Annotated in this window: 20 protein-coding genes; 7 read left to right on the forward strand and 13 right to left on the reverse strand. The window is 73.6% G+C overall.

What is annotated here, in order from left to right; all coding sequences use genetic code 11:
- Positions 1-88 precede the first annotated feature (88 nt).
- On the reverse strand, positions 89-1,534 hold the full coding sequence (gene ssd / locus AB1460_RS27965; protein ID WP_368965092.1) for a septum site-determining protein Ssd: 1,446 nt from the start codon (positions 1,532-1,534) through the stop codon (positions 89-91).
- 119 nt (positions 1,535-1,653) lie between these two features.
- Complete coding sequence (locus tag AB1460_RS27970) at positions 1,654-2,682, reverse strand: hypothetical protein (protein WP_368965093.1); 1,029 nt, start codon at positions 2,680-2,682, stop codon at positions 1,654-1,656.
- 280 nt (positions 2,683-2,962) lie between these two features.
- Here AB1460_RS27970 and AB1460_RS27975 point away from each other — a divergent pair, with 280 nt between their 5' ends.
- Both AB1460_RS27975 and AB1460_RS27980 read left to right on the forward strand, forming a co-directional pair.
- Positions 2,963-3,406 (forward strand): phage holin family protein, encoded by a 444-nt coding sequence (locus AB1460_RS27975; protein ID WP_368965094.1) that lies wholly within the window; start codon positions 2,963-2,965, stop codon positions 3,404-3,406.
- Between the two features lie 72 nt (positions 3,407-3,478).
- Complete coding sequence (locus AB1460_RS27980) at positions 3,479-4,456, forward strand: alpha/beta fold hydrolase (protein WP_368965095.1); 978 nt, start codon at positions 3,479-3,481, stop codon at positions 4,454-4,456.
- 32 nt (positions 4,457-4,488) lie between these two features.
- Here AB1460_RS27980 and AB1460_RS27985 read toward each other — a convergent pair whose 3' ends face one another.
- Genes AB1460_RS27985 through nth form a run of 4 tightly spaced genes read right to left on the reverse strand, consistent with a single transcriptional unit; the run spans position 4,489 to position 7,619 of the window.
- On the reverse strand, positions 4,489-5,670 hold the full coding sequence (locus AB1460_RS27985; RefSeq protein ID WP_368965096.1) for a MarP family serine protease: 1,182 nt from the start codon (positions 5,668-5,670) through the stop codon (positions 4,489-4,491).
- A 19-nt stretch (positions 5,671-5,689) separates the two neighbouring features.
- A complete protein-coding gene (locus AB1460_RS27990) occupies positions 5,690-6,115 on the reverse strand; it encodes a cupredoxin domain-containing protein (RefSeq protein ID WP_368965097.1) in 426 nt (141 codons plus the stop codon).
- Positions 6,112-6,897, reverse strand: a complete 786-nt coding sequence (locus AB1460_RS27995) for an NUDIX hydrolase (RefSeq protein WP_368965098.1) — start codon at positions 6,895-6,897, stop codon at positions 6,112-6,114. Before AB1460_RS27995 ends, AB1460_RS27990 begins: the two co-directional genes overlap by 4 nt.
- On the reverse strand, positions 6,894-7,619 hold the full coding sequence (nth, locus tag AB1460_RS28000) for an endonuclease III (protein ID WP_368965099.1): 726 nt from the start codon (positions 7,617-7,619) through the stop codon (positions 6,894-6,896). The genes AB1460_RS27995 and nth overlap by 4 nt, the downstream gene beginning before the upstream one ends.
- 118 nt (positions 7,620-7,737) lie before the next feature.
- On the opposite strand from nth, the gene AB1460_RS28005 reads away from it, so the two are divergent.
- Complete coding sequence (locus AB1460_RS28005; RefSeq protein WP_026311087.1) at positions 7,738-7,974, forward strand: hypothetical protein; 237 nt, start codon at positions 7,738-7,740, stop codon at positions 7,972-7,974.
- 304 nt (positions 7,975-8,278) lie between these two features.
- Positions 8,279-8,968, forward strand: a complete 690-nt coding sequence (locus AB1460_RS28010; RefSeq protein WP_018637435.1) for a Crp/Fnr family transcriptional regulator — start codon at positions 8,279-8,281, stop codon at positions 8,966-8,968.
- Here the strand turns inward: AB1460_RS28010 and AB1460_RS28015 are convergent.
- The 5 genes from AB1460_RS28015 to AB1460_RS28035 all read right to left on the reverse strand — a co-directional run bounded on the left by AB1460_RS28015 (position 8,915) and on the right by AB1460_RS28035 (position 15,667).
- Positions 8,915-12,730, reverse strand: coding sequence for a tetratricopeptide repeat protein (locus AB1460_RS28015; protein WP_368965100.1), 3,816 nt, complete (start codon positions 12,728-12,730; stop codon positions 8,915-8,917). The genes AB1460_RS28010 and AB1460_RS28015 overlap by 54 nt on opposite strands.
- Before the next feature lie 520 nt (positions 12,731-13,250).
- Positions 13,251-14,030, reverse strand: coding sequence for an MBL fold metallo-hydrolase (locus AB1460_RS28020; RefSeq protein WP_368965101.1), 780 nt, complete (start codon positions 14,028-14,030; stop codon positions 13,251-13,253).
- On the reverse strand, positions 14,027-14,923 hold the full coding sequence (locus tag AB1460_RS28025) for an NUDIX hydrolase (protein WP_368965102.1): 897 nt from the start codon (positions 14,921-14,923) through the stop codon (positions 14,027-14,029). Before AB1460_RS28025 ends, AB1460_RS28020 begins: the two co-directional genes overlap by 4 nt.
- 39 nt (positions 14,924-14,962) lie before the next feature.
- A complete protein-coding gene (locus AB1460_RS28030; protein WP_368965103.1) occupies positions 14,963-15,493 on the reverse strand; it encodes a RidA family protein in 531 nt (176 codons plus the stop codon).
- 12 nt (positions 15,494-15,505) lie between these two features.
- Positions 15,506-15,667 carry a DUF4177 domain-containing protein gene (locus AB1460_RS28035; RefSeq protein ID WP_018637431.1) on the reverse strand — a complete coding sequence of 54 codons (162 nt, stop codon included), beginning with the start codon at positions 15,665-15,667 and terminating at the stop codon, positions 15,506-15,508.
- Between the two features lie 120 nt (positions 15,668-15,787).
- Here AB1460_RS28035 and AB1460_RS28040 point away from each other — a divergent pair, with 120 nt between their 5' ends.
- Complete coding sequence (locus AB1460_RS28040) at positions 15,788-16,807, forward strand: ArsA-related P-loop ATPase (RefSeq protein WP_420497391.1); 1,020 nt, start codon at positions 15,788-15,790, stop codon at positions 16,805-16,807.
- Between the two features lie 350 nt (positions 16,808-17,157).
- Positions 17,158-18,417, forward strand: a complete 1,260-nt coding sequence (locus AB1460_RS28045) for an ArsA family ATPase (RefSeq protein WP_368965104.1) — start codon at positions 17,158-17,160, stop codon at positions 18,415-18,417.
- Between the two features lie 582 nt (positions 18,418-18,999).
- On the opposite strand, the gene AB1460_RS28050 is transcribed toward AB1460_RS28045, so the two are convergent.
- Positions 19,000-19,356, reverse strand: coding sequence for a WhiB family transcriptional regulator (locus AB1460_RS28050; RefSeq protein ID WP_018637428.1), 357 nt, complete (start codon positions 19,354-19,356; stop codon positions 19,000-19,002).
- Between the two features lie 713 nt (positions 19,357-20,069).
- On the opposite strand from AB1460_RS28050, the gene AB1460_RS28055 reads away from it, so the two are divergent.
- Positions 20,070-22,415 (forward strand): penicillin-binding protein, encoded by a 2,346-nt coding sequence (locus AB1460_RS28055; RefSeq protein WP_368965107.1) that lies wholly within the window; start codon positions 20,070-20,072, stop codon positions 22,413-22,415.
- A gap of 6 nt (positions 22,416-22,421) precedes the next feature.
- Here AB1460_RS28055 and AB1460_RS28060 read toward each other — a convergent pair whose 3' ends face one another.
- Positions 22,422-22,883: a GatB/YqeY domain-containing protein gene (locus tag AB1460_RS28060; RefSeq protein WP_368965105.1), complete on the reverse strand. Its 462-nt coding sequence runs from the start codon at positions 22,881-22,883 to the stop codon at positions 22,422-22,424.
- Positions 22,884-23,147: the final 264 nt, after the last annotated feature.

Raw genomic sequence — 23,147 nt, forward strand, 5'->3', positions numbered from 1 at the left:
GAGGGTGTGAAGATGGAGGGCGGGGCGGGCACGGGTGGCGGGCCGGGATCCGGCCGCTGCCGTGGGTCGGCGAGCGAACGGCTGGTCCTCACGGGTGCTCCCCGCGGCTGAGACCGAGATCCGCCAGGAAACGGTCGCTGAACTGAATGATCGACTCTCCGGCGCCCGGTTCGGCCGGTTCCGCCCCGGCGCCCGCGTTCTTGCTGGGACGTCCTGTGGTCCTGTCTGTGGGATCTGAACCGGAATTGCCCGGGGGTCGGTGTGTGGTCGGACGGTTTCCCTCGGGACCGGTCATCGCCCGCCGGTCCGGAGCGGCCATCACCGTGGGAGTGGCGGCCGGCTCGTGCTGGATCATTCCGCCGAGTGGGAGGCCGACATCGGCGGCGACCGCGCGGGCCAGGGCGGCACCGGTGGGCGCACCGGTCCGGGCACGGGAGGCGAGGCCGGTGCCGGCGTGCCGCGTCGGGCCCGGCTCGGGCAGTCGTACGACCAGCCGGACGTCCGAGCAGGTCCGCGTCGCGTGTGCCGCGATCCGGATGGCCGCCGCGCAGGCGGGCGGATCAGCGGTCACGACGATCAGGACCGTCTCGCACAGGAACAGGCCGACGTCGGCCGCGGCATCGGCGGAGCGGGGGAGGTCGACGACGATCAGATCCGCGCTGCCGCGCGCGGTGGCGAACAGTGCGCTGACGGCCGGCGGGGACAGGACCGGGATCTGGTCGCGGTCCCAGGACAACACCGGCAGGTCACCGCCGAGCATCGGCGGTCCGGCGAGAAAGTGGTCGAGGAGGTCGTTGCCACCGTCGAGCGGCCCCGGCCCGGCCTCTGGTGCCGACCTGGACCCCGGCCCGGACCCGGGGACCGGATCGGAAGCCGCCCTGGGCCGGGTTCGCCCGGCCCCGGCACCGTCCAGGCTGTGGATGCCATGCACACCACGCCTGCCGCGGGCGGCGGCGGACGCACCGCCCGCCGGCGCGCTGTCGCTGCCCGGCGAACCGTCCGGGCCGATGGCGAGGCCGCCGAACGGGTCCATCTCCAGCAGGACCGAGCGGACCCGGTGCCGCAGCCCCGCCCGCGCCAGCGCCGCAGCCAGGGTGGTGGCGCCCACACCGCCGCGGCCACCGAGCACGCCCACGGTCCTGGACCGGCTCCGGGCCGCGTCCGCCGCGCGGGAGAGGAGGTTGACCAGCCAGGTCTCGGCTTCGGGCAGGAAGACGACGTGCTCGGCGTTGAGCAGGAGCGCCAGGCTCCAGGTCCGGCGGTCGTCGATGTCGGTGCCGACCAGAACGGTGTCGGAACGAGCCGGCAGATCCGCGGCGACGCAGGCCGCGGCCCGGTCGGCGCCGACCACCACGAGGGGCGCCTTCGCCCAGTAGCGGCCCGCTGCCCGGGCGGTCGGTACCACTGTGACGGCGGCGCCGGCGGCGGCGGCGAGCCGGAGGAGGTCGTCGAGCAGGTCCGGCGAGTCGGTGACGATGAGCGGACGTCCGCGCGGTGCGTCGTCCGTGGGTGTGAGGGGCTTCGCTGGGGTCATGGCGGGCCCGTCCCTTCGGCGCGGGTGGCTGTGTGTGGCCACCATGCGCCAGGGCCCCTGGCAGGTGTGGATCTTCGGTGCGGGCGGGACCGTGCTATAAAAATTGGTCCTCGTGGCGGTTAGCCGCGGGACAGTGCCTCGCACACCGCGAGCGACTCCCGGGCAGCCAGCCCGACAGCGGTTGCGCAGTGCCGTACCCAGGTGCCCACGCCGTCCGGCCCGCCGGCCAGGTAGGCGGCCAGCGCCTCGCTGTACGCTCCCGCCGGCCCGTCGCCACCGTCGGTCCCCGTGCCGCCGGCCGGCCGGTCCAGCTCGAGGTGCCCGACATCGGTGGCGACCAGGGCCTTCGGGTCCAGGCCGCGGCTGATCAGGACGAGCCGTGCGGCCGCCCGGGCAATGATCCCGTCCAGGGCCCCGAAAGGACGGATCGCGAGGAGCTCGCCGTGGACCACCGCGGCGACCACGATCGCGGGGGCTGCCGTCGGAGCGGTGAGGATCGCGGTGAGCCCGTCGAGGCGCGCCGACATCTCCAGGGCGGAAACCGTCGGCAGGCCCAGCCCGCCGGCGAACACCGGCTCGCCGTCTCCCGCCGCGGCACTGCCGGTCGCCCCGGCACTGCCTCTCGCCGCGGCACGGCCTCCCGCGACGGCATCGCTGCCGGCGGTGCGGGGCCGCCCGAGCACGGTGTCGGGCAGCAGGCCCCGCCCGGCGAGGAGATGCATCCGGGCCAGCGCCTGCCGCGGTGCGCGTTCCCACGCGGGCGCCAGCGTGCCCAGCTCCGCGTAGAGCCGGACCGCTCCCAACGTCACGCCGAGGTTCTCCGCGTCGGCCCCGGCCGCGGAACCCACGGAGCCGGTGGAGCCCACGGCAGTCTCGCCGGTCACCTCACCCGCGGGCAGCTGATCGCTGAGGTGGGCTCGCAGGACGTCCAGCGGCACGTCGTGGCCTTCGAGCGCGGCGGAGGCGCGGGCGGCGCGCAGTGAGGCCTCGGCGGTCACCTCCGCGCTGCGGCGGCGCAGGATGCGGTGCCGCAGGAGGGTGTCCACGGAGGTGCGGGCGGCCGTCGCGGCGTCGCCGACGCCGGGAATCGCCGCAACCTGGCTCAGTGGGTCCGCCGCGGCGACAGGTACTGCCGAACGTGCTGTCACCTCGCAGACGCTACCCCGCCCGGGTTTGCCGGGGCTGGCCTCGCCGGGACCACGACCAGTGCCAGGGCGAGTCGTCCCTCGGATCACACCTTTCGATCGCGGTGTTGCCGCACCTGTCCCCTCGTTGCGGGCCACACTGTGCACAGGGAATCAGGACGGGGCCGTCCGCGTGAGCGGCGGCCGCGCGGCGATGCCCGCGCACCCGGCTGAAGGGCGCCGCCGGTACCGGACCTGATCGGCGGGTCGCGGGCCGGTTTCACGAGGGAGGGCCGGTGTGCCGATGAGGACCGACAGCTCGGGGGCGGAGCGCGAGCAGCCGACGCTGGGGGAGCTGGTCGCCCTGGCGACCCGTGACATGTCCCTGCTGGTCCGCCAGGAGATCGAGCTCGCGAAGGCCGAGCTCGCCCGTCAGGCGGTATCCGCCGGGCTCGGGATCGGTTTCCTCGTGGCGGCGGCCGGCCTGGGGCTCGGCGCGCTCATCGCCGGAACCATCTTCATCGGTGAGCTGTTCACCTGGGCCGGAGTCGAGCGCTTCTGGGCCTACCTGCTCACGGCCCTGCTTTATCTGGCGCTGGCAGGACTGTTGTCGATCTTCGCGGTGACCCGCCTGAAGAAGCTGTCACCGCCCGAACGGACCATCCAGACCGTGCGTGACGATGTCACCCTGCTGCGCAGTCCGGCTGGCAGGGCACGGGCGAAGCAGGGCGGCGGGCACGCCGGCTGAGCGGCACGGCCGTCCCGGGCCCCGCGCACCACCTCCACGACGATGTCCGCCGGTCTGCCATCCTTGCAGGCGATGGAGGATGCCCCCCCCGATCCCGCCACCGTCCTCGTCGACGGGCCATGGCGGCACCGGGACGTCTCGACCAACGGGACCCGCCTGCATGTCGCCGAGGCCGGCGAGGGGCCGCTCGTCCTCCTGCTGCACGGCTTCCCGCAGTTCTGGTGGACGTGGCGCTGGCAGCTGCGCGACCTCCCGCGCGCCGGCTACCGGGTCGTCGCCGCGGACCTGCGCGGGTACGGCGCCAGCGACAAGCCGCCCCGGGGCTACGACGCTCCCACCCTGGCGGACGACGTCGCCGGGCTGGTACGGGCCCTCGGCGAACGCGACGCGGTGATCGTCGGCCATGACTGGGGCGGCCTCCTCGGCTGGACGACGGCGGTGCGCCGGCCCCGGGTGGTGCGCGGCCTCGCCGTCATCGGTATGCCACACCCGCTGCGGATCCGGCGCCAGATCGCCGCCGATCCGGGTGGGCAGGGCCTGGCCAGCCGCTATCTGGGCGCGTTCCAGCTGCCGTGGCTGCCCGAGCGCCGGCTCGTCGCGGACGGCGCGGCCCACGTCGCCGAGCTGCTGCGGGCCTGGGGCGGGCCGGGCTACCCGGCTCCGGACACGGAGGCGCGCTACCGCGGCGCCATGCGGATCCCCGGCGTCGCCCACAGCTCGCTGGAGTACCACCGGTGGGCGGTGCGATCCCTGTTCCGCCCGGACGGCGCACGGTTCGCCGAGCTTCTGCGGACGCCGGTGCGGGTCCCCACCCTGCAGCTGCACGGCTGCCTCGACCGCTGCTTCCTGCTTTCGACAGCCCTCGGGTCGGACCGCCATGTCGCCGCGCCCTACACCTGGCGGTCCTACGAGGGGCTGGGGCACTTCCCCCACGAGGAGGATCCGGACACGGTCACCCGCGACCTTGTCACCTGGCTGGCGCAGACGGCCCAGGACGCCCCGACACTCCGACTCGACCCGCTGACCCAGCCGGCTGACCCGCCGCGCTGATACGACGCGCTGACCCGGCCGGCGGCTCGCCGTCAGTCGCAGCTCTGCGTGCTCACCGGGATGATCGCCTGCGCGCCGCGCTGCGCCGGGACGGAGACCTCCTGGGCGGTCAGCACGTAGCCGGTGTCGTCGTCGTCCGTCGCGGCGGCGAAGACGACACCCAGCACGGTGCCGGACTCGGACAGCAGCGGACCGCCGGAGTTGCCGGGCAGCACCTGCCCGCGGATCGCGAAGATGTCCCGGCGGACCGTGCCGCGCGAGTAGATGTCCGGCGCGCTCGCGTTCTGCTGGTTGCGGATCCGCGCGGGTTCGGTCGTGTACGGCCCGTCCTGGGGATAGCCGGCTACGACGGCGGAGTCGCCCGGCTCGGCCGGGGGCGAGGACTGGAACCGCAGCGGCGGGCGGACCAGGCCGGGGACGTGCAGCACCGCCACGTCCCGGCCGGGGTCGAAGAGCACCACCTCGGCCGGCAGCGAACCGGAGTCGAGCTCGACGACGGCCTCGCTGACCCCGGCCACGACGTGGGCGTTCGTCATGATGTGCTGCGGCGAGAAGACGAACCCGGTGCCTTCGACCTGCTTGCCGCACGACGGTGCCTGCCCGCGGATCTTCAGGATGCTCGCGGCGGCGTTCTGGATCTCGACCGTGCCGACAACCGACGCGTCGGGTACGTCGGTGGCGACGATGCGCTCGCCGTCGAGGCCGGCGAAGACCTCGGGGAAGCCCTGGTCGTCCATCAGGCGCCGCAGGTCGGCGAAGGTGTGCCGGACGTCGTTCGGCATCTCGGTGTCGACGGCGCCGAGGATCTCCGAGCCGCGGGCGGCACGGGCGAGGGTCTGGAACGGGGAGCGGTCCACCGCGGTGGCGATGAGCCAGGCGACCAGCAGCACCGAGAACCCGGAGAGCACGGCGCCGGCGACGGCGTCGAGGCGCTGCCCGGGCCGCCAGGTCAGCCGGCCGCGCAGGATCGCACCCAGGGCGGTGCCGAGGATCTGCCCCATCAGCGCCAGGCCGACGACCACGATGAGGCCGACCACCGCGCCGTCGTCCTCACGCCCGATGAGCTCGGCGAAGGGGCGCGCGATCTTGGCGCCGAGGACACCGCCGCCGAGAAAGCCCACGAACGACAGGGCACCGACGGCGAACCCCTGCCGGTATCCGGAGATCGCGAACATCACGACCAGCGCGATGAGGACGAGGTCGAGAAGGTTCACCGAGGGCCGCGTCGGCGCTTCAGCGGACCACGAGGGTGGCGGTCATGGCCGGGTGCAGCGTGCAGATCACGGGATACTCGCCCGGCTCGGTGGCCGTGAACGTGATCGTCTGGGACTCGCCGGTGCTCAGGATGTCCGTGCTCGCCCCGGGCAGCTGGGAGATGACGAAGTTGTGGGGCGCGGAGCCCTTCGCGACCGAGAAGTCGACCCGGATCCGGCCGGGGCTGGCGACCAGCTCGCGGGCGGAGAACGTCAGGTCAGCCTGGCCGACGACGCCGAAGACCTGGACCCCGTCCTGGACTGTCGGCGTCAGCATCGCTGTGGCAGCTGCCTCGCCGCCCCCACCGCCACCTCCGCCGCAGCCCGCCGCGACGGTGACCAACATGACGGCCGCGACCAGCGCGACCAGCGCGTTTTTGGCGGATCGGGCGGATCGGATGGTCATCCTCCGACCGTACCGTCCGCTTCGCCCGGCGCGGCCCGGGGCTCCACCACCGCTCGGGGGAGGACCATGGCCCTGGTGATCGCGGAGGTGATCTCCGGCACGTCGACCGGGGTCGCGGTGTCCCAGGGGCGTTCCCACCCGCCGAGCCGCAGCAGCGCGTCGAGGATGCCGGCGGTGAAGCCCCACACCGTCATGCCATGCACCCGGAAGGCCGGGCTGCCGAACCCGGCCGGGTGCCACAGCAGGATCCTGTTCGCCGGGTCGGCCAGCTCCGCGACGGGGACCCGCGCCACCGACGACGTCTCCGCCGGGTCGACCGCCTGCACGGCGCTCGGGGTGCGCCACCAGGCGAGCACCGGGGTGACGAGGAAATGGCTTGCTGCCAGGTAGAGCGGCTGGGCGGCGGCGAGGACCTCGACGCCGGCCGGATCGAGGCCGACCTCCTCCTCGGCCTCGCGCAGCGCCGTCGCGGCCATCGAGACGTCCGTCTCGTCGGCACTGCCGCCGGGGAAGGCGGGCTGCCCGGCGTGGTCGCGCATGTCCGCCGCGCGCTGCAGCAGCAGGATGTCGGGCCCGCCCGGCCCCTGGCCGAACAGGATCAGGACCGCCGCCCGGCGCCGCGGGCCGGGCTGCCGCTGCTGCGGGCTCCGGGACGTCTCGACGGGGATGCCGTCGCCGACCGCACCGACCAGCGCGGTCAGCCAGTCCGGGACAGGCGCTCCGCCGGCAGCCGACGCCTGGCCGGGGCCGGGGCCGGGGCCAGGCCGGCGCGGGGCGCTCACCGGGCCGCCTCCGCGTCCCCGCGGACCAGGCGGGCAGCCTGGAGCGGATCGCTCGGGCCCTCCCCGAAGGACGGGCACAGCCGAGCGATCGCACACGCCCCGCAGGCGGGCCGGCGGGCATGACAGATCCGCCTGCCGTGGAAGATCATGCGGTCCGAGGCGATCGTCCAGTCCCGCCGCTCGATGAGGCCCGCCAGATCGCTCTCGACGCGGACCGGGTCGGTCTCGGTCGTCAGCGCGAAGCGGCGTGACAGCCGGCCGACGTGGGTGTCGACGGTGATGCCGGGGACGCCGAAGGCGTGGCCGAGGACAACGTTCGCGGTCTTGCGCCCCACACCGGGCAGCGTCACCAGATCCGCCAGGCGGCCGGGCACCTCGCCCCCGAACCGCTCGGCGAGGGCGGTGCCGATGCCGATCAGCGAGTTCGCCTTCGCCCGGAAGAAGCCGGTGGGGCGTAGCAGGGCCTCGAGCTCCTCGCGGTCCGCCGCGGCGTAGGCGCCCGCGTCCCGGTAGCGAGCGAAGACGGCCGGGGTGACCTCGTTGACCTTCTTGTCGGTGCACTGGGCCGACAGCACCGTCGCGACCAGGAGCTCCAGCGGGTTGCCGAAGTGCAGCGCGATCCGCGCGTCGGGATGGAGCTCGCCGAGCGCGCGCACGATGCGGCGTGCGCGCCGGGTACGGGCCAGGGCCGTCTCGGCTGACGCGTCGACGGTGGTTGCCATACTCCGCAGGTTATCTGTCGTGCCCTGGGCGCAACCGGTTGCCTGATGGTGGTCCGCGATGGCGCGTCGCCACCCCGAACGCGTGCCGCCGGCCGCCATCGTGGACCATGGGCTCGTCATGTTTGCCTTTGCTGTGGTTACGTTCCCGTTGGTGCTGCTCGGGCTCCTCCTGGCGATGGAGCGGGTGGAGCGCCCTCTCAACGCTGCCGACACGGGCAAGGGGCTTGAGGGCTTCCTCGACAGCGCCCGGCCCGACGAGGTGGCGACCTTCGTCCAGCAGGGTCTGCCGGCCGCGCTCGAGCGCTACCGGCGCCGGCTGCGCCGCACGCCGCCGGGCAAGCACCGCGCTGCCTGACGCCCGACGAGGCCGCCCTCCTGATCTGCCCCACCTGTCCGACTGACCCGATCGGGCCAGTCGGCCTGATCGGCCTGATCGGCCTGTTCAGTTGACGGCGTGACCGTCGCCGTGAGCGGTCCCGCGGTGCGCAGGCCGGCAGATCGGCCGTGCTGTGCGGATTGTGATGCACGCCACCTTGGTGGTCCTTCTGCTGTCACTTTGCGTATCAGAACGACGTATTCGGGTACATCTGCGTGACCTGACCAGGCCGATGGGGGTCCCTGGCCGTGCCCAAAGCCCCGCACCCTGGCATGCTCACCTCGTGGACGATCTGCTAGCCCGCGTTCCGCTGTTCGCCGGGTTGTCCGAGCCCGACCGCCAGGCGCTTTCCGATCACCTGGACCGGCAGGACGTGACCCGTGGCGATGTGCTGTTCCGCGAAGGGGATGTCGGTGACCGCGTTTTCGTGGTTCTTTCCGGCAAGGTCAAGATAGGACGCCAGTCCGCCGATGGGCGGGAGAACCTGCTGTACGTGATGGGCCCGGGAGACCTGTTCGGAGAGCTCTCCCTGTTCGATCCGGGGCCGCGCACCGCGACGGCGACCGCCGTGACCGACGCGTCGCTCGTCGCGCTCGACCACACCGCGTTGCGGCCGTGGCTGCGTTCCCGGCCCGAGGCCGGGGCGCTGCTGCTGCGTGTGCTGGCCCGCCGTCTGCGGCGGACCAACGACACGATGGCGGACATGGTCTTCACCGACGTGCCCGGCCGGGTGGCGAAGGCGCTGCTCGACCTGGCCGACCGTTTCGGTGAGCCGGCCCAGCCGGGCAACGAGGCGGCGGGGGTCCGGGTCGAACACGGCCTCACCCAGGAGGAACTGGCACAACTGGTCGGTGCCTCGCGGGAGACGGTGAACAAAGCCCTGGCCGACTTCGCCACCCGAGGGTGGCTGCGGCTGGACTCACGCGCCGTCGTGCTGCTCGATCGTGAGCGGCTCGCTCGCCGGGCCCGCTGAACTCACCGCCGGTAGGGGAGCCGGCATGTCCGTTACCCGGCCGTCTCCCGGATCCGCCAAGGGCGCTGGATCCGGGAGCGGCATCTTCCCCAGCCCGTTCTCCGCGATGTCGAGGCGGCCCTCGTTCGTGATCCCGAAGCCGCCGTCCCGGGTTGCGCCGCCGTTCCTCGACAGCGCGCCGCCGTCCTTCGACGGATCATCGTCGTCGCCGGGCCCGGCTGGCGGCAGCGCGGCGAGCAGCCGCCGGGTCTGCGGAGCCTCGCTGACCGCGCCGGTGGCCGTCGCCGCCGCCAGAGCCTGCTGGTAGGCCTCGCGGCTGCCCTCGACGTCCCCGTGGGCTGCCAGCACCGTGCCCAGGGCCCGGTAGGCCAGTACCTGGGCGCGCACGTCCTCAGCGTCCACACTGACCGCGCGCCGGGCCACCCGCAGCGCCTCGTCGGGCTCCCCCGCGTCCAGCAGGGTGCCGGCGAGGTGGGCGTACGCCTGCCGGCGGGGGAACATCAGGGTCGCCGGCTCGCTGACGGCGAGCGCACCGCGCAGGCCGGCGATGGCCTCGTCCAGCCGGCCGCGGGCCCGGGCGATCTGCGCCACCAGGACCTTGGCTCCGAGCTGGGCGTGCGGGCGCAGCTCCAGGCGGTCCAGATCGGCGAGCGCGCGGCGGGCCGCCTCCTCGGCGGCGTCCACCTGACCAGCGTCCAGCCTGGTCAGGCCGAGCAGCACCTGCGCGAACGCGCCGATGATCACATGCCCGGTGGCGGCTGCCTCGGTGCACACCTCGGTGAGCAGGTCGGCGCCGCGCTGTGGTTCGCCCGCGCCGCGGGCGGCCAGGCCGCGGGCGATCAGGGTGAGCGTGTGCCCCCAGGAGTCGCCCGTCTCGGTGAACAGTTCCGCCGCGCGGGCCGCCTCGGCCTCGGCGGTCTCGATGTCGCCGAGCTCGGCCGCGGCGACCGCGTCGATGGTCAGGCAGACGGCCTGCCCCCAGCGTTCCCGCATCGACTCCGCGAGGTTGATGAGCACCCGGGAGACCTTGCGGGTCCGGGTGAGCTGGCCGGAGAGCAACAGCACGAGGGCCTCGGTACCGGAGCACCAGCCGAGGCCGCCGGCGTCCTCGAGCCGCTCGAACAGGGCGGAGGCCTCGCGCAGGGTGCGCTCGGCCCGGCCGTAGTCGCCGCGGGTGGTCGCGCTCCAGGCCAGGTGCTGCAGGGCCCAGCCGACACCGCGGGGGTCGTCGACGCGCCGGGCGAGTGTCAGTGCCTCGCTGTAGCGCTCCTCGGCCGCCTGAATGCGGCCGGCCGAGTACTCCAGCAGGCCGAGTCGGCGCAGGGAGGCGGCCACGGCCCGGTCGTCGCCAGCCCGGTGCGCGGCGTCCAGGGCGGTGATCAGGGACTGCCGTGCCTCCTCGCCGCGCCCCTGCTTCTGCCGGAGCTCACCGAGGACGGCGTAGGCCGACGCCCGCTGGGCGGGCGTGTTGAGCCGCAGCGCCGGGCGCAGCGCCCGCTCCGCCTCGTCGAGCCGGCGCAGCCAGACGAGCGCCTCGGCGTGCAGGATGCGCACCTTGATGTCGTCGTCGCCGTCGACCACATCGCGCCCGAGCCGGCGGGCGTTGGCCAACAGGTCGGCAGCGGCCCGGTGGTCGTCGCGGGCGAGCGCCGAGCGGGCCAGCCGGACATGCGCGTGGAAGCCGGCCTCCCGCGCGGACCAGGCCGGGTCGTCGGCCGGCAGCGCCATCGACGCGGCCAGGTCGTAGGCCCGCAGGGCGTGCCCGGCGACGAAGGTCGACACCTCCCGGGACGAGCCGACCATCGCGGTCACCCCCCAGCGGGCGGCGGTCGCGTGCCGGCGGGCCCGCTCGACCTTCGGCAGGCCCGAGTAGGCCACGTCGCGGGCCATCGGGTGGACGAACCGCCACAGCGTCTCGCCCTGCCGTGGCGGCCGGACGAGCTGGCGCTCGGTGAGGACGGACAGGGCCCGCTCGACCTCCGCCGCGGGGCGCTCCCCGACCGCCTGCAGCGCCTCGGCCGGGAACCGGGGGCCGAGCACGGCCGCGGCCCGCAACGCCGCCTTCGATGACGGGTCGAGGTCGTCGATCCGCGCGGCGAGCACCGACTGGACGCCGGCCGGCAGCACCGTCTCGGCCAGGGACCCCTCCAGCACCCAGCGCATCCCCTCCCCGTCGGGGTCGGGCACCTGGCGCAGCAGGCCCCTGTCCACCAGCAGGTTCAGCAGCTCGGTGAGGAAGAACGGGTTGCCGTGCACCCGGGCCAGCAGACCCGCCTGGTTTGCCCGGGACAGGCCCGGCTCGCCCAGATAGTCCTTGAGCAGGGCGCGGGCGGCGTTCTCCGCCAGCGGGGTCAGCGCGATCCGCCGCGCGGCGGCCAGGTCGGCGAAGCGGGGGTTCTCCCGGTCGAGCAGCAGCAGCATCACCGGGCCGGTCAGCGCGGTCGCGAGCCGGCGCAGCGCGATGGTCAGCCGGCTCGTCGCCCATTCCAGGTCGTCGATGATGACCAGCACGGGGCCCTGCACGGCGACCGCGCTCAGCAGCAGCCCGACCGTCTCCACCGCGTCGTCGACCGCCCGCTGCAGCGCCTCGCCGTGCGAGGCCCGGCCCACCGGATCGCCGGGCGGCGTTACCCCGCCCGCGCCCGGCCGGCGGTCCGGTGGCACGCCGAGCATGCCGAGCAGCCGGTCGCCGATGCCGGACGGGAGCTTCGTCCCGAAGATCGGATGGGTGAGCGTGGCGACCTTGCGGCGCACCCGGTCGGCCACCCGGTCCAGACTGTCGCCGTCGGTGATGCTGCAGGCGCCGCGGATGAGGTCGATCAGCGGGGCCAGGTCCCGCACGTCGCCGTGCCGGACGGTGCGTCCCCACAGCACCGTCGCGCCGGACGCCGCCGCGGCGCTGTCGGCGAGCTCGCGGGCCAGCCGGGTCTTGCCGATACCGGCCTCGCCGGTGACCACCACGACGTCCGGGTGCCCGCGGTCGGTCACCCCGGTGAAGTAGCCGCAGAGCTCGGTCAGCTCCTCCTCGCGCCCGATGAAGGTCGCGTCGTCGGCCAGGCCGGGGCGGGCGATGTTGGACGGGCGCAGGCTGACCAGCTCGTAGGCCGGGACCGGCTCGCGCTTGCCCTTGAGGATCAGCGGCGGGAGGTCACGCCAGGTCGCGACCGAGCGGGTGGCGGTGACCGTGTCCCGCCCCGCGTAGACGGTGCCGACCGCGGCCGCACCGGACAGCCGGGCGGCGGTGTTCACCGTGTCCCCGATGACCGTGTACGACAGCGCCGCCTGCACCCCGGCGAGGACCTCGCCGGTGTTGACGCCGACCCGCAGGCCCAGCGGGCTGCTGTCGCCGCCCTCATCCATGATCAGGCGACGGACCGTCTCCTGCATCGCGGCGGCGGCGCGCACGGCGCGCTCGGGATCGTCCTCATGGGCGGTCGGCGCGCCGAAGACGGCCATGATCCCGTCTCCGCTGAGGTTGTCGACCCGGCCGCCGACCTCGTCGACCTCGCGGGCGAGCGCGGCGAGCACCCGGTCAGTGACCTCGCCGACCCGCTCGGGGTCCCGGTCCTCCGCCCAGGCGGTGAAGTCGGAGAGATCACCGAAGAGCACGGTGACGACCCGCCGTTCCGCCGCCTCCGCGCGCGGGGTGTCGGTCTGGGTGAACTGAAGACCGCAGTTGAAGCAGAACCGCCCGCCGGGGACGGTCGGGGTGCCGCACCGAGGACACACGAGCGGGCCGGGCGTGGGAGAGCTGATCACCATTCTGGACCGGTTCCTCTCCGCCGGATGATCGCGCAGGCGCGTGGGCGGCACGAGCCGCGTGGGAGGTCGGATCCCCGCTGGCCGCGGGAACAGGCGGTCGGTCGATGGCCGGCGCGGGATCGCGCGCGGGGGGCCACGCCCCGCGAAGCCGAGGTTCCGCGGGCGGTACCAGTGGGCCGAATGGTCACAAAGCGCACGAGCCGTCTCCTCCGCCGGAAAGTTTAGTGGCCTTCGTCTCCCTTTCTGGATCAAGCTGTGTCGGATGACTGACCTGGGCCGGTGGGCCGAGTCCGGGACAACGGCCGGTCTGGGCTCCATTGTGGCGCAGGTCACTCCGTGACCTGTTTTCTGGGGTACCCCGATCTGGCGGACGCACCTCCAACCGCCCCGTGGACGCCTGTCCGCCCCGGGACGAGACCCCCGGCCCGCGGGACGGCGGCACCGGGCCGTGGCGGACGTCACGCTCGGCGGAGTGGCCCGCGCCACCCGCGGTGGCGAGCCGGTGCTGCTGCCAGTGAGGTCAGCGTGTGTGCAGGTAGTCGAGCTGGGCGCGGACGGAGAGCTCCGCTGCGGGCCACAGCGCCCGGTCGACGTCCGCGTAGACCAGCCGCACGACGTCGCCCGGGGAGACCTGGTCGGCGGTCTGGCCCAGCTCGGCCAGCGCCGTGGCGACCTGCTCGAGGCGGTTCGCGCGGTGGGCCAGGTACGCCTCGGCGGCCCGGCCGGCGGCCGGCAGCTCCGGACCGTGCCCGGGCAGCACCGCCATGTCGCCGAGCTCCCGCAGGAGCCGCAGGCTGGCCAGATAGTCGTCGAGGCGGCCGTCCGGGTGGGCGACCACGGTGCTGCCGCGGCCGAGGATCGTGTCGCCGGTGAGCACCGCCGGCGGCTCACCGTCGCCGTGCAGGACGAACGACAGCGAGTCGGCGGTGTGCCCCGGGGTCGCCAGCACGCGCAGCTCGACGCCCGCCTCGGCGACGACGTCCCCGGCAGCGAGGCCCTCCGAGCCGAGCCGGTGCGCCGGGTCGAGCGCACGCACCCACGCCCCGGTCAGGGCGTGCAGGATGGCGGCGCCCGCACTGTGGTCGGAGTGGCCGTGCGTCAGCAGGATGGCTCGCACCGGCCCGGCGGCGGCGACCCGGGCGAGGTGCTCCTCGTGGTCGGGCCCCGGGTCGACGACCACGCAGCCCTCCTCGCCCGGGGCCCGCAGGATCCAGGTGTTCGTCCCCTCGAGGGTCATCGGGCCGGGGTTCGGCGCGAGGGCGACGGCGGCCAGCCCGGTGACCTGGCGGGGGGCACTCATCGCACGCCCGTCCCGCGGTCGGTCCCGCGGTCGGCGTGCGGGAACAGCAGCTGCCAGCGACCGCCGGCAATGGAGATCACCGGCTGGACGGGGGCCAGGTCCCGGGACCGCGCGGCCGCGAGCACCGCGGTGACGTCGTCGAAGGCGGCCAGCTCCGCCAGGGTGAAGGCGGTCGGCGGGAGCATCGCCAGCTCCCGGGCGGCGAACCGGGTGAGGGCGTCGGCGGGGCGGACCCACATGGCCTGGTCGGCCTCGCCCGAGACGGGCCCGGGCTGTTGGCCCGGAGGCAGGGCGGCGACGAAGAAGCGGGTGTCGTACCGACGGGGCTCCAGCTCCGGGGCGATCCAGCGGGCCCAGGCCGCCAGCCGGTCGGCCCGCAGGGCGAGTGAGCGGCGGGTGAGCAGCTCGGCGAGGCCGAGGCTCCGGTTCTCCAGCGCCAACCTGTCCGCCTCCAGACCGTGCGCGGCCGGGACAGGTGCCGCATCCCCGGCGCCGGCGGCCGGCTCGGCGAGGAGGACGCCGCACTCCTCGAACGTCTCCCGGACGGCGGCGGAGACCAGCGCCCGCGCGAGAGCCGGGTCCTGGTCCAGGCCGGGCAGGGCGGCCTCGACCGGCGGACCGGCCCAGGGGACTGTGGCGTCACCGTCCGCGGGATCGACCCGCCCGCCCGGGAAGGCGTACATCCCGCCGGCGAACGACATCGCGGTGATGCGCCGGAGCATGTAGGCCTCCACCCCCGGGCCGGCCGGCGCGTCACGCAGCAGGATCACGGTGGCGGCGTCCCGGGGGGCAGCCGGCGCGGCGGCCAGCCGTGCCAGCACGGCCGCCTCCTCCGGATCCACCCGCCGGGAGGCGCTGAAACGGGTGATCAGCGCCGCCTGGTGATCAACCATGCTGTCGATGGTAGACACCGCGGCCCGCGGGTGGCGGCCTCAGCTGGCCACCCGGGCCACCAGCTCGATCTCCACGGGGGCCCCGAGCGGCAGCGCCGCGACGCCCACGGCTGACCTGGCGTGCCGTCCGGCGTCCCCGAAGACCGCGCCGAGCAGCTCGCTGGCGCCGTTGACCACCAGGGGCTGCTCGACGAAACCGGGCCCGCTCGCCACGAATCCCACGACCTTGACGATGCGGATGATGGCGTCCAGGCCGCCGGCTGCCTCCGCCGCGGCGGCCAGCGCGTTCAGCGCGCACATCCGGGCCAGCTCGGCGGCGCGCCCGGTGCTGATCCCGGCTCCGACGACACCGGTCTCGACGAGCCGGCCCCCGACGAGCGGGATCTGGCCGGCCGTCCAGACGAGGTCGCCGTCCCGCACGGCCGGCACATACGCACCCGCGGGGGTGGGCACGGCCGGCAGGACCAGCCCGAGTTCGGCGAGCCGTGCGGACGGCGTGGTGCCACCGGGCTCCGGGGACGCGGCGCGCGCGTCTGTGCCGGCCGGGGTGGGGGGTTCGGGTGGGGCCATCGCCGGGCCGGCCTACTGGGCCTTCGGCCGCTTGAAGTACGCGACCAGGCTCTCCGGGTTGGGCCCGGGCACAACCTGCACGAGCTCCCAGCCGTCCGCCCCGAAGTTGTCGAGGATCTGCTTGGTGGCGTGGATCAGGAGCGGGGCAGTCAGATACTCCCACGTGGTCTGCATGACCTTGGACCCTAGAGCATCTCCGCCCTGTTGCCCGGCCGGGTGGGCGGGAGCATCTGTCATGACGCGAGCCGCGGGTGCGGCGGTCGGGAGTGACGGCCCCCGGGTACGGTCGAGCACGTGAGCGGTGACGACATGGCGCGGGAGACGGCCGTGGCTCTGTGGGACCGCCGGCTGCACATCGTCACCGGCAAGGGCGGGACGGGCAAGACCACGATCGCCGCGGCGCTGGCCGTCGCGCTCGCCACCGGCGGGCGCCGGGTGCTGCTGACCGAGGTCGAGGGGCGCCAGCAGATCGCGCAGCTGTTCGACACCCCGCCGCTGCCCTACCGGGAGCGCAAGGTGGCTAGCGCACCGGGCGGCGGTGAGGTGTTCGCGCTGGCGATCGATGCGGACGAGGCCCTGCTCGAGTACCTCGAGATGTTCTACAACCTGCGCCGCGCGGGACGTGCCCTCGGGCGCGTCGGCGCGGTCGACTTCGCCACGACGGTCGCCCCCGGAGTCCGGGATGTGCTCCTCACCGGCAAGGTGAAGGAGGCCGTCAACCGCCCGGACGGGACCAGGCCCAGCGGGCTCGCCTATGACGCGGTCGTGCTGGACGCGCCTCCCACGGGCCGGATCGCCCGCTTTCTGAACGTGACCGCCGAGGTGGCGGGGCTGGCGAGGATGGGTCCGATCCGCGCCCAGGCGGAAGGCGTGATGAAGGTGCTGGCTCCGGAGCGCGCGGCTGTCCACCTGGTGACCCTGCTGGAGGAGATGCCGGTCCAGGAGACGGTGGACGGGATACGCGAGCTGCGCGAGGTCGGCCTGCCGGTGGGCGCTGTCGTGGTGAACATGGTGCGCAGGCCGCTGCTCGCGCCGGCCGAGCTGGACCTGGCCCGGCACGGCCAGCTCGACTACGAGGAACTGGCCACGGGAGTCAAGGAGGCCGGCATCGAGCCGACCGAGGAGCTGATCGCGAACCTGGCCTGGGAGGCCGCCCAGCACGCCGAGCGGGTCGCGCTGGAGACGGCGCAGCGTGCGGAGATCGCCTGCCTGGACCGTCCGGTCTGTGAGGTGCCGATGGCCGCGGACGGCGTGGACGTCGGCACGGTCTACCAGATCGCGGAGCTGCTGCGGTCCCAGCGGATGAACCCGTGAGCCCCGAGGACAGCGGATCCAGGCCGGTGCCGGGCGACACGTCAGCGGGCGGCACGTCAGCGGCCGGAGCCTCGACGGGCGGGGCGTCAGCGGGCGCGGCCGGAACCGGTGATGCCGGAGGCGGGGGCACCAGAGCCGACGGTGCGAAGACCGGCGGCACCCGGGCGAAACCCGCCGGGTCCGCCGGGTCCGCCGGTTCCGGGGGGGCCGGTAGGTCCGGCGGGAAAGCCGCTGGCGCCGGCTCGAAGTCCACCAGCCCGGGCTCGAGGGTCACCGGTTCCGGTGCGAAGACCGGTGGCTCCGGCGCGCGGACCGGTGGCGGTGCCACCGGAAAGACCTCCCCGGGGCGGGTGAAGTCGGCGTCCGGACCGGCGCGGAAGCCGGCCGGGACCCGTCGGGCCACGGGACGGGGCCAGCGGCCGGCGCCGAGCCGGCCCGGGCCTCGGCCGCATCCGTCCGGCGTTCCGCGGCTGGACGTCGACGACATGCTCGACAGCGAGCGGATCATCGTGTGCTGCGGGTCGGGCGGCGTCGGCAAGACCACGACCGCGGCCGCGCTCGCGCTGCGCGCGGCGGAGCGGGGCCGGCGCGTCGTCGTGCTGACCATCGACCCGGCGCGGCGGCTGGCGCAGTCGCTCGGTCTCACCGCCCTGGACAACACTCCGCGTGAGGTCAGCGGCGTCGACGGTTCGGCCGGTGGCCGGCTGGACGCGATGATGCTCGACATGAAACGGACGTTCGACGAGATCGTCCTGGAGCACAGCACGCCCGAGCGCGCCGAGGCGCTGCTCGCGAACCCGTTCTACCAGTCGCTGTCGTCCTCCTTCGCCGGCACACAGGAGTACATGGCGATGGAGAAGCTGGGCCAGCTCGACGCCAGCGGCGTGTGGGACCTGATCGTCGTCGACACCCCGCCGACGCGCTCCGCGCTCGACTTCCTGGACGCGCCGGGCCGGCTCGGGGACTTTCTCGACGGCCGCCTGCTGCGGGTGCTGCTCGCGCCGGCCAAGGCGGGCGGCCGGGCGTACGCGAAAGTGCTGGGTGCGGGCCTTGGAATGTTCACCAGGGTCATCACCAAAGTGCTGGGTGCCCAGCTCCTCGCCGACCTGAGTCAGTTCGTGGCCGCCCTGGAAACGATGTTCGGTGGGTTCCGTGCCCGCGCGGATCAGACCTTCCGGCTGCTCGCGGCGCCCGGGACCTCGTTCGTCGTGGTGGCCGCGCCGGAGGCGGCGGCGCTGCGGGAGGCGTCCTACTTCGTCGATCGGCTGGACGCGGACGGTATGCCGCTGGCCGGCCTGATCGTCAACCGGATGCACTTCTCCGAGGCGTCCGCGCTGACGGTCGAGCGCGGGCTGGCCGGTGCGGAGACACTGGCCGACCACGGGGAGCATCCCCTCGCCGCGGCGGTGCTGCGGATCCACGCCGACCGCGCGCGGCTGGCGGAGCGCGAGACGCGGCTGCGTGAGCGCTTCACCAGCGCCCATCCCGACACCGCGCTGGTGGAGGTCGAGGCGCTGTCGGGCGATGTGCACGATCTGGCGGGTCTTCGGGAGATCGGACGGGCGCTGGTCGGGGAACAGCAGCCCGATCCGCCGGCCGCCACGTCCTGACCTCGTGGGCCATCGAGGTCGTGCGGGGGGGCGGGGTCCGGCGGGGCGTCGGGGGCGTGCGCTGCGCGGGCGCTGCGTGGGGCGCCTGAGCGGGCAGGGGGGCAGCAGTGGGACGGTGGCTGGCGTAGGCACCTGGAGGGTCCTGCCGTAGGCACGAGGGGGTGGTCACCGCGGGCCTGTCCAGGCAACCGCGAAGGGGCGACAACCGCGCTGACCAGCCGGAACGGAATGACGGGATGTTCAGCCGGGAGAAGGAACCGCGTGCTGAGCAGCCGGGCACGAACGGAGCAGGCAGATCTGGGGCCTGAAAGCCGGAGGTGGAAATGCGGCCCCGGGAATCGCGCCGGTGCGATGTGAACCCGGGTCCTTGAAGTGCGCCCTCCGCCCATTCGGGCCAAACACGGAGACCGTGCGGACCGTGAGCTGGTGGGGACTAGCGCCACTGGTGGAGCATTCACCGCCCATCCGGGCTATACGCGACTCGGATGGAAACAACTGTGCGTTACCGGTGTTACCTGGTGTGGTGGCGTCCGTTCGACCCCGCTGTCGTCGGACACCGCCGGGTGAGGGTTAGGGCCGGAGCTAGCCGGCGGACGCGGACCGGTGGTCCGCCTGGGCGTCGGCAAGAAGCTTCCGCCAGGAGGTGACGTCCGGGCGGCGGCGCAGCAGAGCGCGTCGCTCCCGTTCGGTCATCCCGCCCCAGACGCCGAACTCGACCTGGTTGTCGAGCGCGTCCGCCAGGCACTCGGTGCGAACCACGCACCCGAAGCACCTGGTCTTCACCCTGTTCTGGGCTGCCCCCTGAACAAAGAGCTCGTCCGGGTCGAGGTCGCGACAGGCGGCGTGAGCCGTCCAGTCGCCGTCGGCGGTGGAGCCGACGAGCCCGGTCGTACTGGTACGGCGTGACAGGCTGACGGTGGGGGTCAGGCTTCTGGTCATGCCACCTGCCTTTCTTCTCGAGTCCGGGTCAGGGGGCCCGTGCGGGTGGTGACGTGGCGTTGAACCGAAACCGTACGGAGTGGCGTGGCCACGGCACAGACCCCACACGGGTGGTTGTCCAAATGACTAGTCCGGGCCATTGATCCCGATCGCCGCAGTAGTGCGGTCTGTGACAGCCATGTGTCGCTTCGGTGACGCGACCGTGACTCTGCTGTGGCGTCGTAGTCTTAGTTCGATGAAGTGGCGCATGAGCCAGGTCATCTCTTGGATCACAGGGTGTGGATCAACGCAGTACTGGATCAACGCCTCGGCCACGGGCGGTGCGGGTGCCTGCCGAAAGCCGACATCGTCGACGGCGGCGGTGGACTCGAGCGGAGGGTCCCGGGCTCAGTGTTCATACCAGGCCGAACCATCGGTCGGGCGCCGGTTCCGGGCATGTGGGCCCGCGTTGGGACCTGGCAGCTGTCAGAGTGGCCGGGACCGACATATCGGACGGGCGCGGTTGCGGCGCCCCGCGGCGTACGCGAGGAGTGCCCGTGAAGCTCCCAGGCACGGAAGCAGTGACGCGGCGGGACCCTGACGGCCGCACGGCCCGGGACAGGGCGGCCCCCGCTGGCGGAACCGGGCCATCGTCGGCGGGTTGGCGCCGCGCCACCCCGAAGCGACTTCTCGGTGTGCTCGCCGCCAGCGTCGCCGCGGGCGTTCTGGTCAGCATGCTGGCGCTGCCCGTCATCGGGCTGGCCGGCGTCACCGCGAAGAGCAGCGCGAACCATTTCCTGTCGTTGCCGGCGAATCTGACAGTACCTCCGCTGGCGCAGCCGTCGCGCATTCTGGACGCCGCCGGAAACGAGATCGCGGTGCTCCGCGGCGAGCAGGACCGCGAGCTCGTCGCCCTCGCCCAGGTTCCCCAGTACATGCGCCAGGCGATAATCGACATCGAGGACGCCCGCTTCTACGACCACACCGGCGTCGACTACCGGGGAATGATCCGTGCGTACCTGGCGAACCAGGAATCCGGTGAGGTCACCCAGGGCGGTTCCACGCTGACCCAGCAGTACGTGAAGAACGTCCTTCTGGCCCAGGCCCGGACGGCGGAGGAGAAGGAGCAGGCGACCGAGCAGACGGTCGACCGCAAGCTCCGCGAGGCCCGCTACGCGCTCTACCTGGAAGACCACCTGAGCAAGGACGAGATCCTCGAGCGGTACCTCAACATCGCCTACTTCGGCGACGGCGCGTACGGCATCCAGGCGGCCTCGCACCACTACTTCAACATCGACGTCAGCAAGCTCACGCTCACCCAGTCGGCGCTTCTCGCCGGTCTGGTGAAGAACCCCACCGCGTACAACCCGGTACTGCACCCGCAGGCGGCCCGGGAACGCCGCAACACGGTGCTGAGCCGGATGCACGAACTGGGGCACGTCGAGACCGGTGTGTGGCAGGCGGCCCGTGGTGAGGAGGTCGTCCTGAACCGGCCGGCCCGCTCGGCCGACGCCTGCGAGGACTCGTCCGCGCCGTTCTTCTGCTCCTATGTCCGGCAGCTCCTGCTTGCCGACCGGACGTTCGCCGCGACGTCCGAGGACGCCCGCCGCCTGCTGTTCGAGGGCGGGCTGACGATCCGGACCACCCTCGATCCCGTCGCGCAGGCGGCGGCACAGACCTCCGCGTCGGAGGTGATCCCGATCGGTGACCGCGTCGCCGCCGGGGTCGCGATGGTGCAGCCGGGCACCGGCAACGTGCTCGCGCTCGCCGTCAACCGGGAGTACGGGACGCCGGCGGACAATCTCGCGCCAGCGCTCACCAGCGACTTCGTGCACACGAAGGAGATCTACCCGGTCGACACCGACTCGTTCTCCCCTGGCTCCACCTTCAAGGTCTTCACACTGGCGGCCGCGCTGGAGAACAACATCCCGCTGTCGACCACCTTCCACTCACCTCTGTGCTACGAGTCGGGGAAGTTCGGCAACCCGGATCAGGAGGTGGGGAGGGACTGTTACGGCAACGCCGATCCGAGCGAGGACGGCTACTACTCCCTCACCACGGCCACCTGGAGCTCGGTCAACACCTACTACATCCAGCTCGCCGAGCGGCTTGGCGTTCTGAAGACCGCCGAGATGGCCCGCCGGCTGGGCGTCAGCTCCTGCCGGATCCGGCCCGTCGGTGAGAACGACCCCGAATGCAAGGGCGTGAACGGCATCAGCGCCGTGGACGGGTCGGCGATTCTGGGCTCCAACGAGATCAGTACTCTCGACCTCGCGACCGCTTATGCCACCCTGGCCGCGCGCGGGAACCGGTGTGACCCTCGGGTGGTCCAGTCGATCACGCAGCGCGTCGGGTCCGCGGACCGCCCGCTGGCATTCAACGCCGGAAGACCCTGCGAGCAGGTTCTCGACCCGGGTATCGCCGACACTGTCGCCGCGGTTCTGCAGGGCGTCATCAACCACGGAACGGCCTCGGGCAACGCCCGGATCGGCCGTCCGGCGGCGGGTAAGACCGGAACCGCCGAGGGCTTCAGCACGGCGTCGTTCGCCGGATTCATCCCGCAGCTCGCGACCGCCGTGACGTTGGCCGACCCGCGTGGACCGTCGACCCATCAGCTGCGCAACGTCCTGGGTAGCCGGCAGGTCTTCGGTGGTGGTTTCCCCGCCCAGATCTGGGCCCGCACCATGACCCGCACGGTCGATGGTCTGCAGCTGCCCGTCGCGCCGCTGCCCGCGCCGGACAACACGCAGCCCGAGGTGCCGAAGAAGCCGCTGCCGGACGTCCGCGGCCAGGCCCAGCAGGCGGCCGAGGCCGCGCTGCGCTCGCAGGGCTTCCGGGTCAGGTCCGAGATCGTGCCGCACATCGCGCCGCCCGGCACCGTCGTGGGCATGACGCCGGGCCCGGGGGAGGTCTCGGTGGACACCGAGATCGTCCTGCAGGTGTCCGGCGGTCTCACCGGGGCGACGCTGCTGCCCAACGGGATCGCCCCGCGCCCCGGTCAGCCCGCCTGGCCGCCGACGGTGAACGACCGCTGGCGGGGTGGTCGGCCGCCGGACCTGCGGGACCAGCTCAACGGCTGATCCGCTTCAGCCGCCGCTGGTGAGGCGGGCGCGGACGAGGTCGGACACCCGGCGGCCGTCCGCCCGCCCGGCGACCCGTGCCTGGGTCGCCTTCATCACCGGCCCCATGGCCTTCGGGCCGGAAAGGCCGAGATCGGCGAGCACGCTGTCGACGATGGCGGCGAGCTCCTCGTCACCGAGCTGACTCGGCAGGTAGCCGGCGAGCACGTCGCCCTCGGCGTTCTCCCGGCTCGCCTGCTCGGCGCGCCCGGCCCCGGCGAACGCCTCGGCCGCCTCCCGGCGCTTGCGGACCTCCCGGGCGATGATCTTCTCGACCTCCGCGTCGTCGAGCTCGCGGGCCGCGTCTCCGGCGACCTCGGCGTCCTTCACCGCGGCGACGGCAAGGCGCAGCGTGGACAGCCGCAGTTCGTCACGTGCGCGCAGGGCGCTGGTGAGATCGCTGCGCAGCCGCTCCTTGAGTGTGCTCATGGTGATCGAGCCTACGGCCCGTCCGGACAGGGGGCCACGCCATTTCCGCCGCCCACGCGGGGGTGGCAGGCGGCGCCCCGGCGGCGGGGGAGACACCGAGGTGGCGGGAGACACGGGGAGCGTCTCGGGGCGGGAGACGGCGGTGTCGCACGGCTGGGTGAGACTGGAGCGATGCGACCGAGACGTGGAACCCGTGCACCCGTTCACGTTGGGCGCCGGCCGCCGGTGCGGCGGCGCGCGGTGGCGGCGCGGGCGGTGGTGGCG

Origin of the sequence: Parafrankia sp. FMc2 (assembly GCF_041008525.1) — a bacterium.
GTDB lineage: Bacteria > Actinomycetota > Actinomycetes > Frankiales > Frankiaceae > Parafrankia.

Coding starts and splice junctions, on each gene's coding strand:
- ssd (WP_368965092.1), bottom strand. CDS start 1,534: ATGACCCCAGCGAAGCCCCTCACACCCACGGACGACGCACCGCGCGGA.
- AB1460_RS27975 (WP_368965094.1), top strand. CDS start 2,963: ATGAGGACCGACAGCTCGGGGGCGGAGCGCGAGCAGCCGACGCTGGGG.
- AB1460_RS27980 (WP_368965095.1), top strand. CDS start 3,479: ATGGAGGATGCCCCCCCCGATCCCGCCACCGTCCTCGTCGACGGGCCA.
- AB1460_RS27990 (WP_368965097.1), bottom strand. CDS start 6,115: ATGACCATCCGATCCGCCCGATCCGCCAAAAACGCGCTGGTCGCGCTG.
- nth (WP_368965099.1), bottom strand. CDS start 7,619: ATGGCAACCACCGTCGACGCGTCAGCCGAGACGGCCCTGGCCCGTACC.
- AB1460_RS28005 (WP_026311087.1), top strand. CDS start 7,738: ATGTTTGCCTTTGCTGTGGTTACGTTCCCGTTGGTGCTGCTCGGGCTC.
- AB1460_RS28015 (WP_368965100.1), bottom strand. CDS start 12,730: ATGGTGATCAGCTCTCCCACGCCCGGCCCGCTCGTGTGTCCTCGGTGC.
- AB1460_RS28020 (WP_368965101.1), bottom strand. CDS start 14,030: ATGAGTGCCCCCCGCCAGGTCACCGGGCTGGCCGCCGTCGCCCTCGCG.
- AB1460_RS28025 (WP_368965102.1), bottom strand. CDS start 14,923: ATGGTTGATCACCAGGCGGCGCTGATCACCCGTTTCAGCGCCTCCCGG.
- AB1460_RS28030 (WP_368965103.1), bottom strand. CDS start 15,493: ATGGCCCCACCCGAACCCCCCACCCCGGCCGGCACAGACGCGCGCGCC.
- AB1460_RS28035 (WP_018637431.1), bottom strand. CDS start 15,667: ATGCAGACCACGTGGGAGTATCTGACTGCCCCGCTCCTGATCCACGCC.
- AB1460_RS28050 (WP_018637428.1), bottom strand. CDS start 19,356: ATGACCAGAAGCCTGACCCCCACCGTCAGCCTGTCACGCCGTACCAGT.
- AB1460_RS28055 (WP_368965107.1), top strand. CDS start 20,070: ATGCTGGCGCTGCCCGTCATCGGGCTGGCCGGCGTCACCGCGAAGAGC.
- AB1460_RS28060 (WP_368965105.1), bottom strand. CDS start 22,883: ATGAGCACACTCAAGGAGCGGCTGCGCAGCGATCTCACCAGCGCCCTG.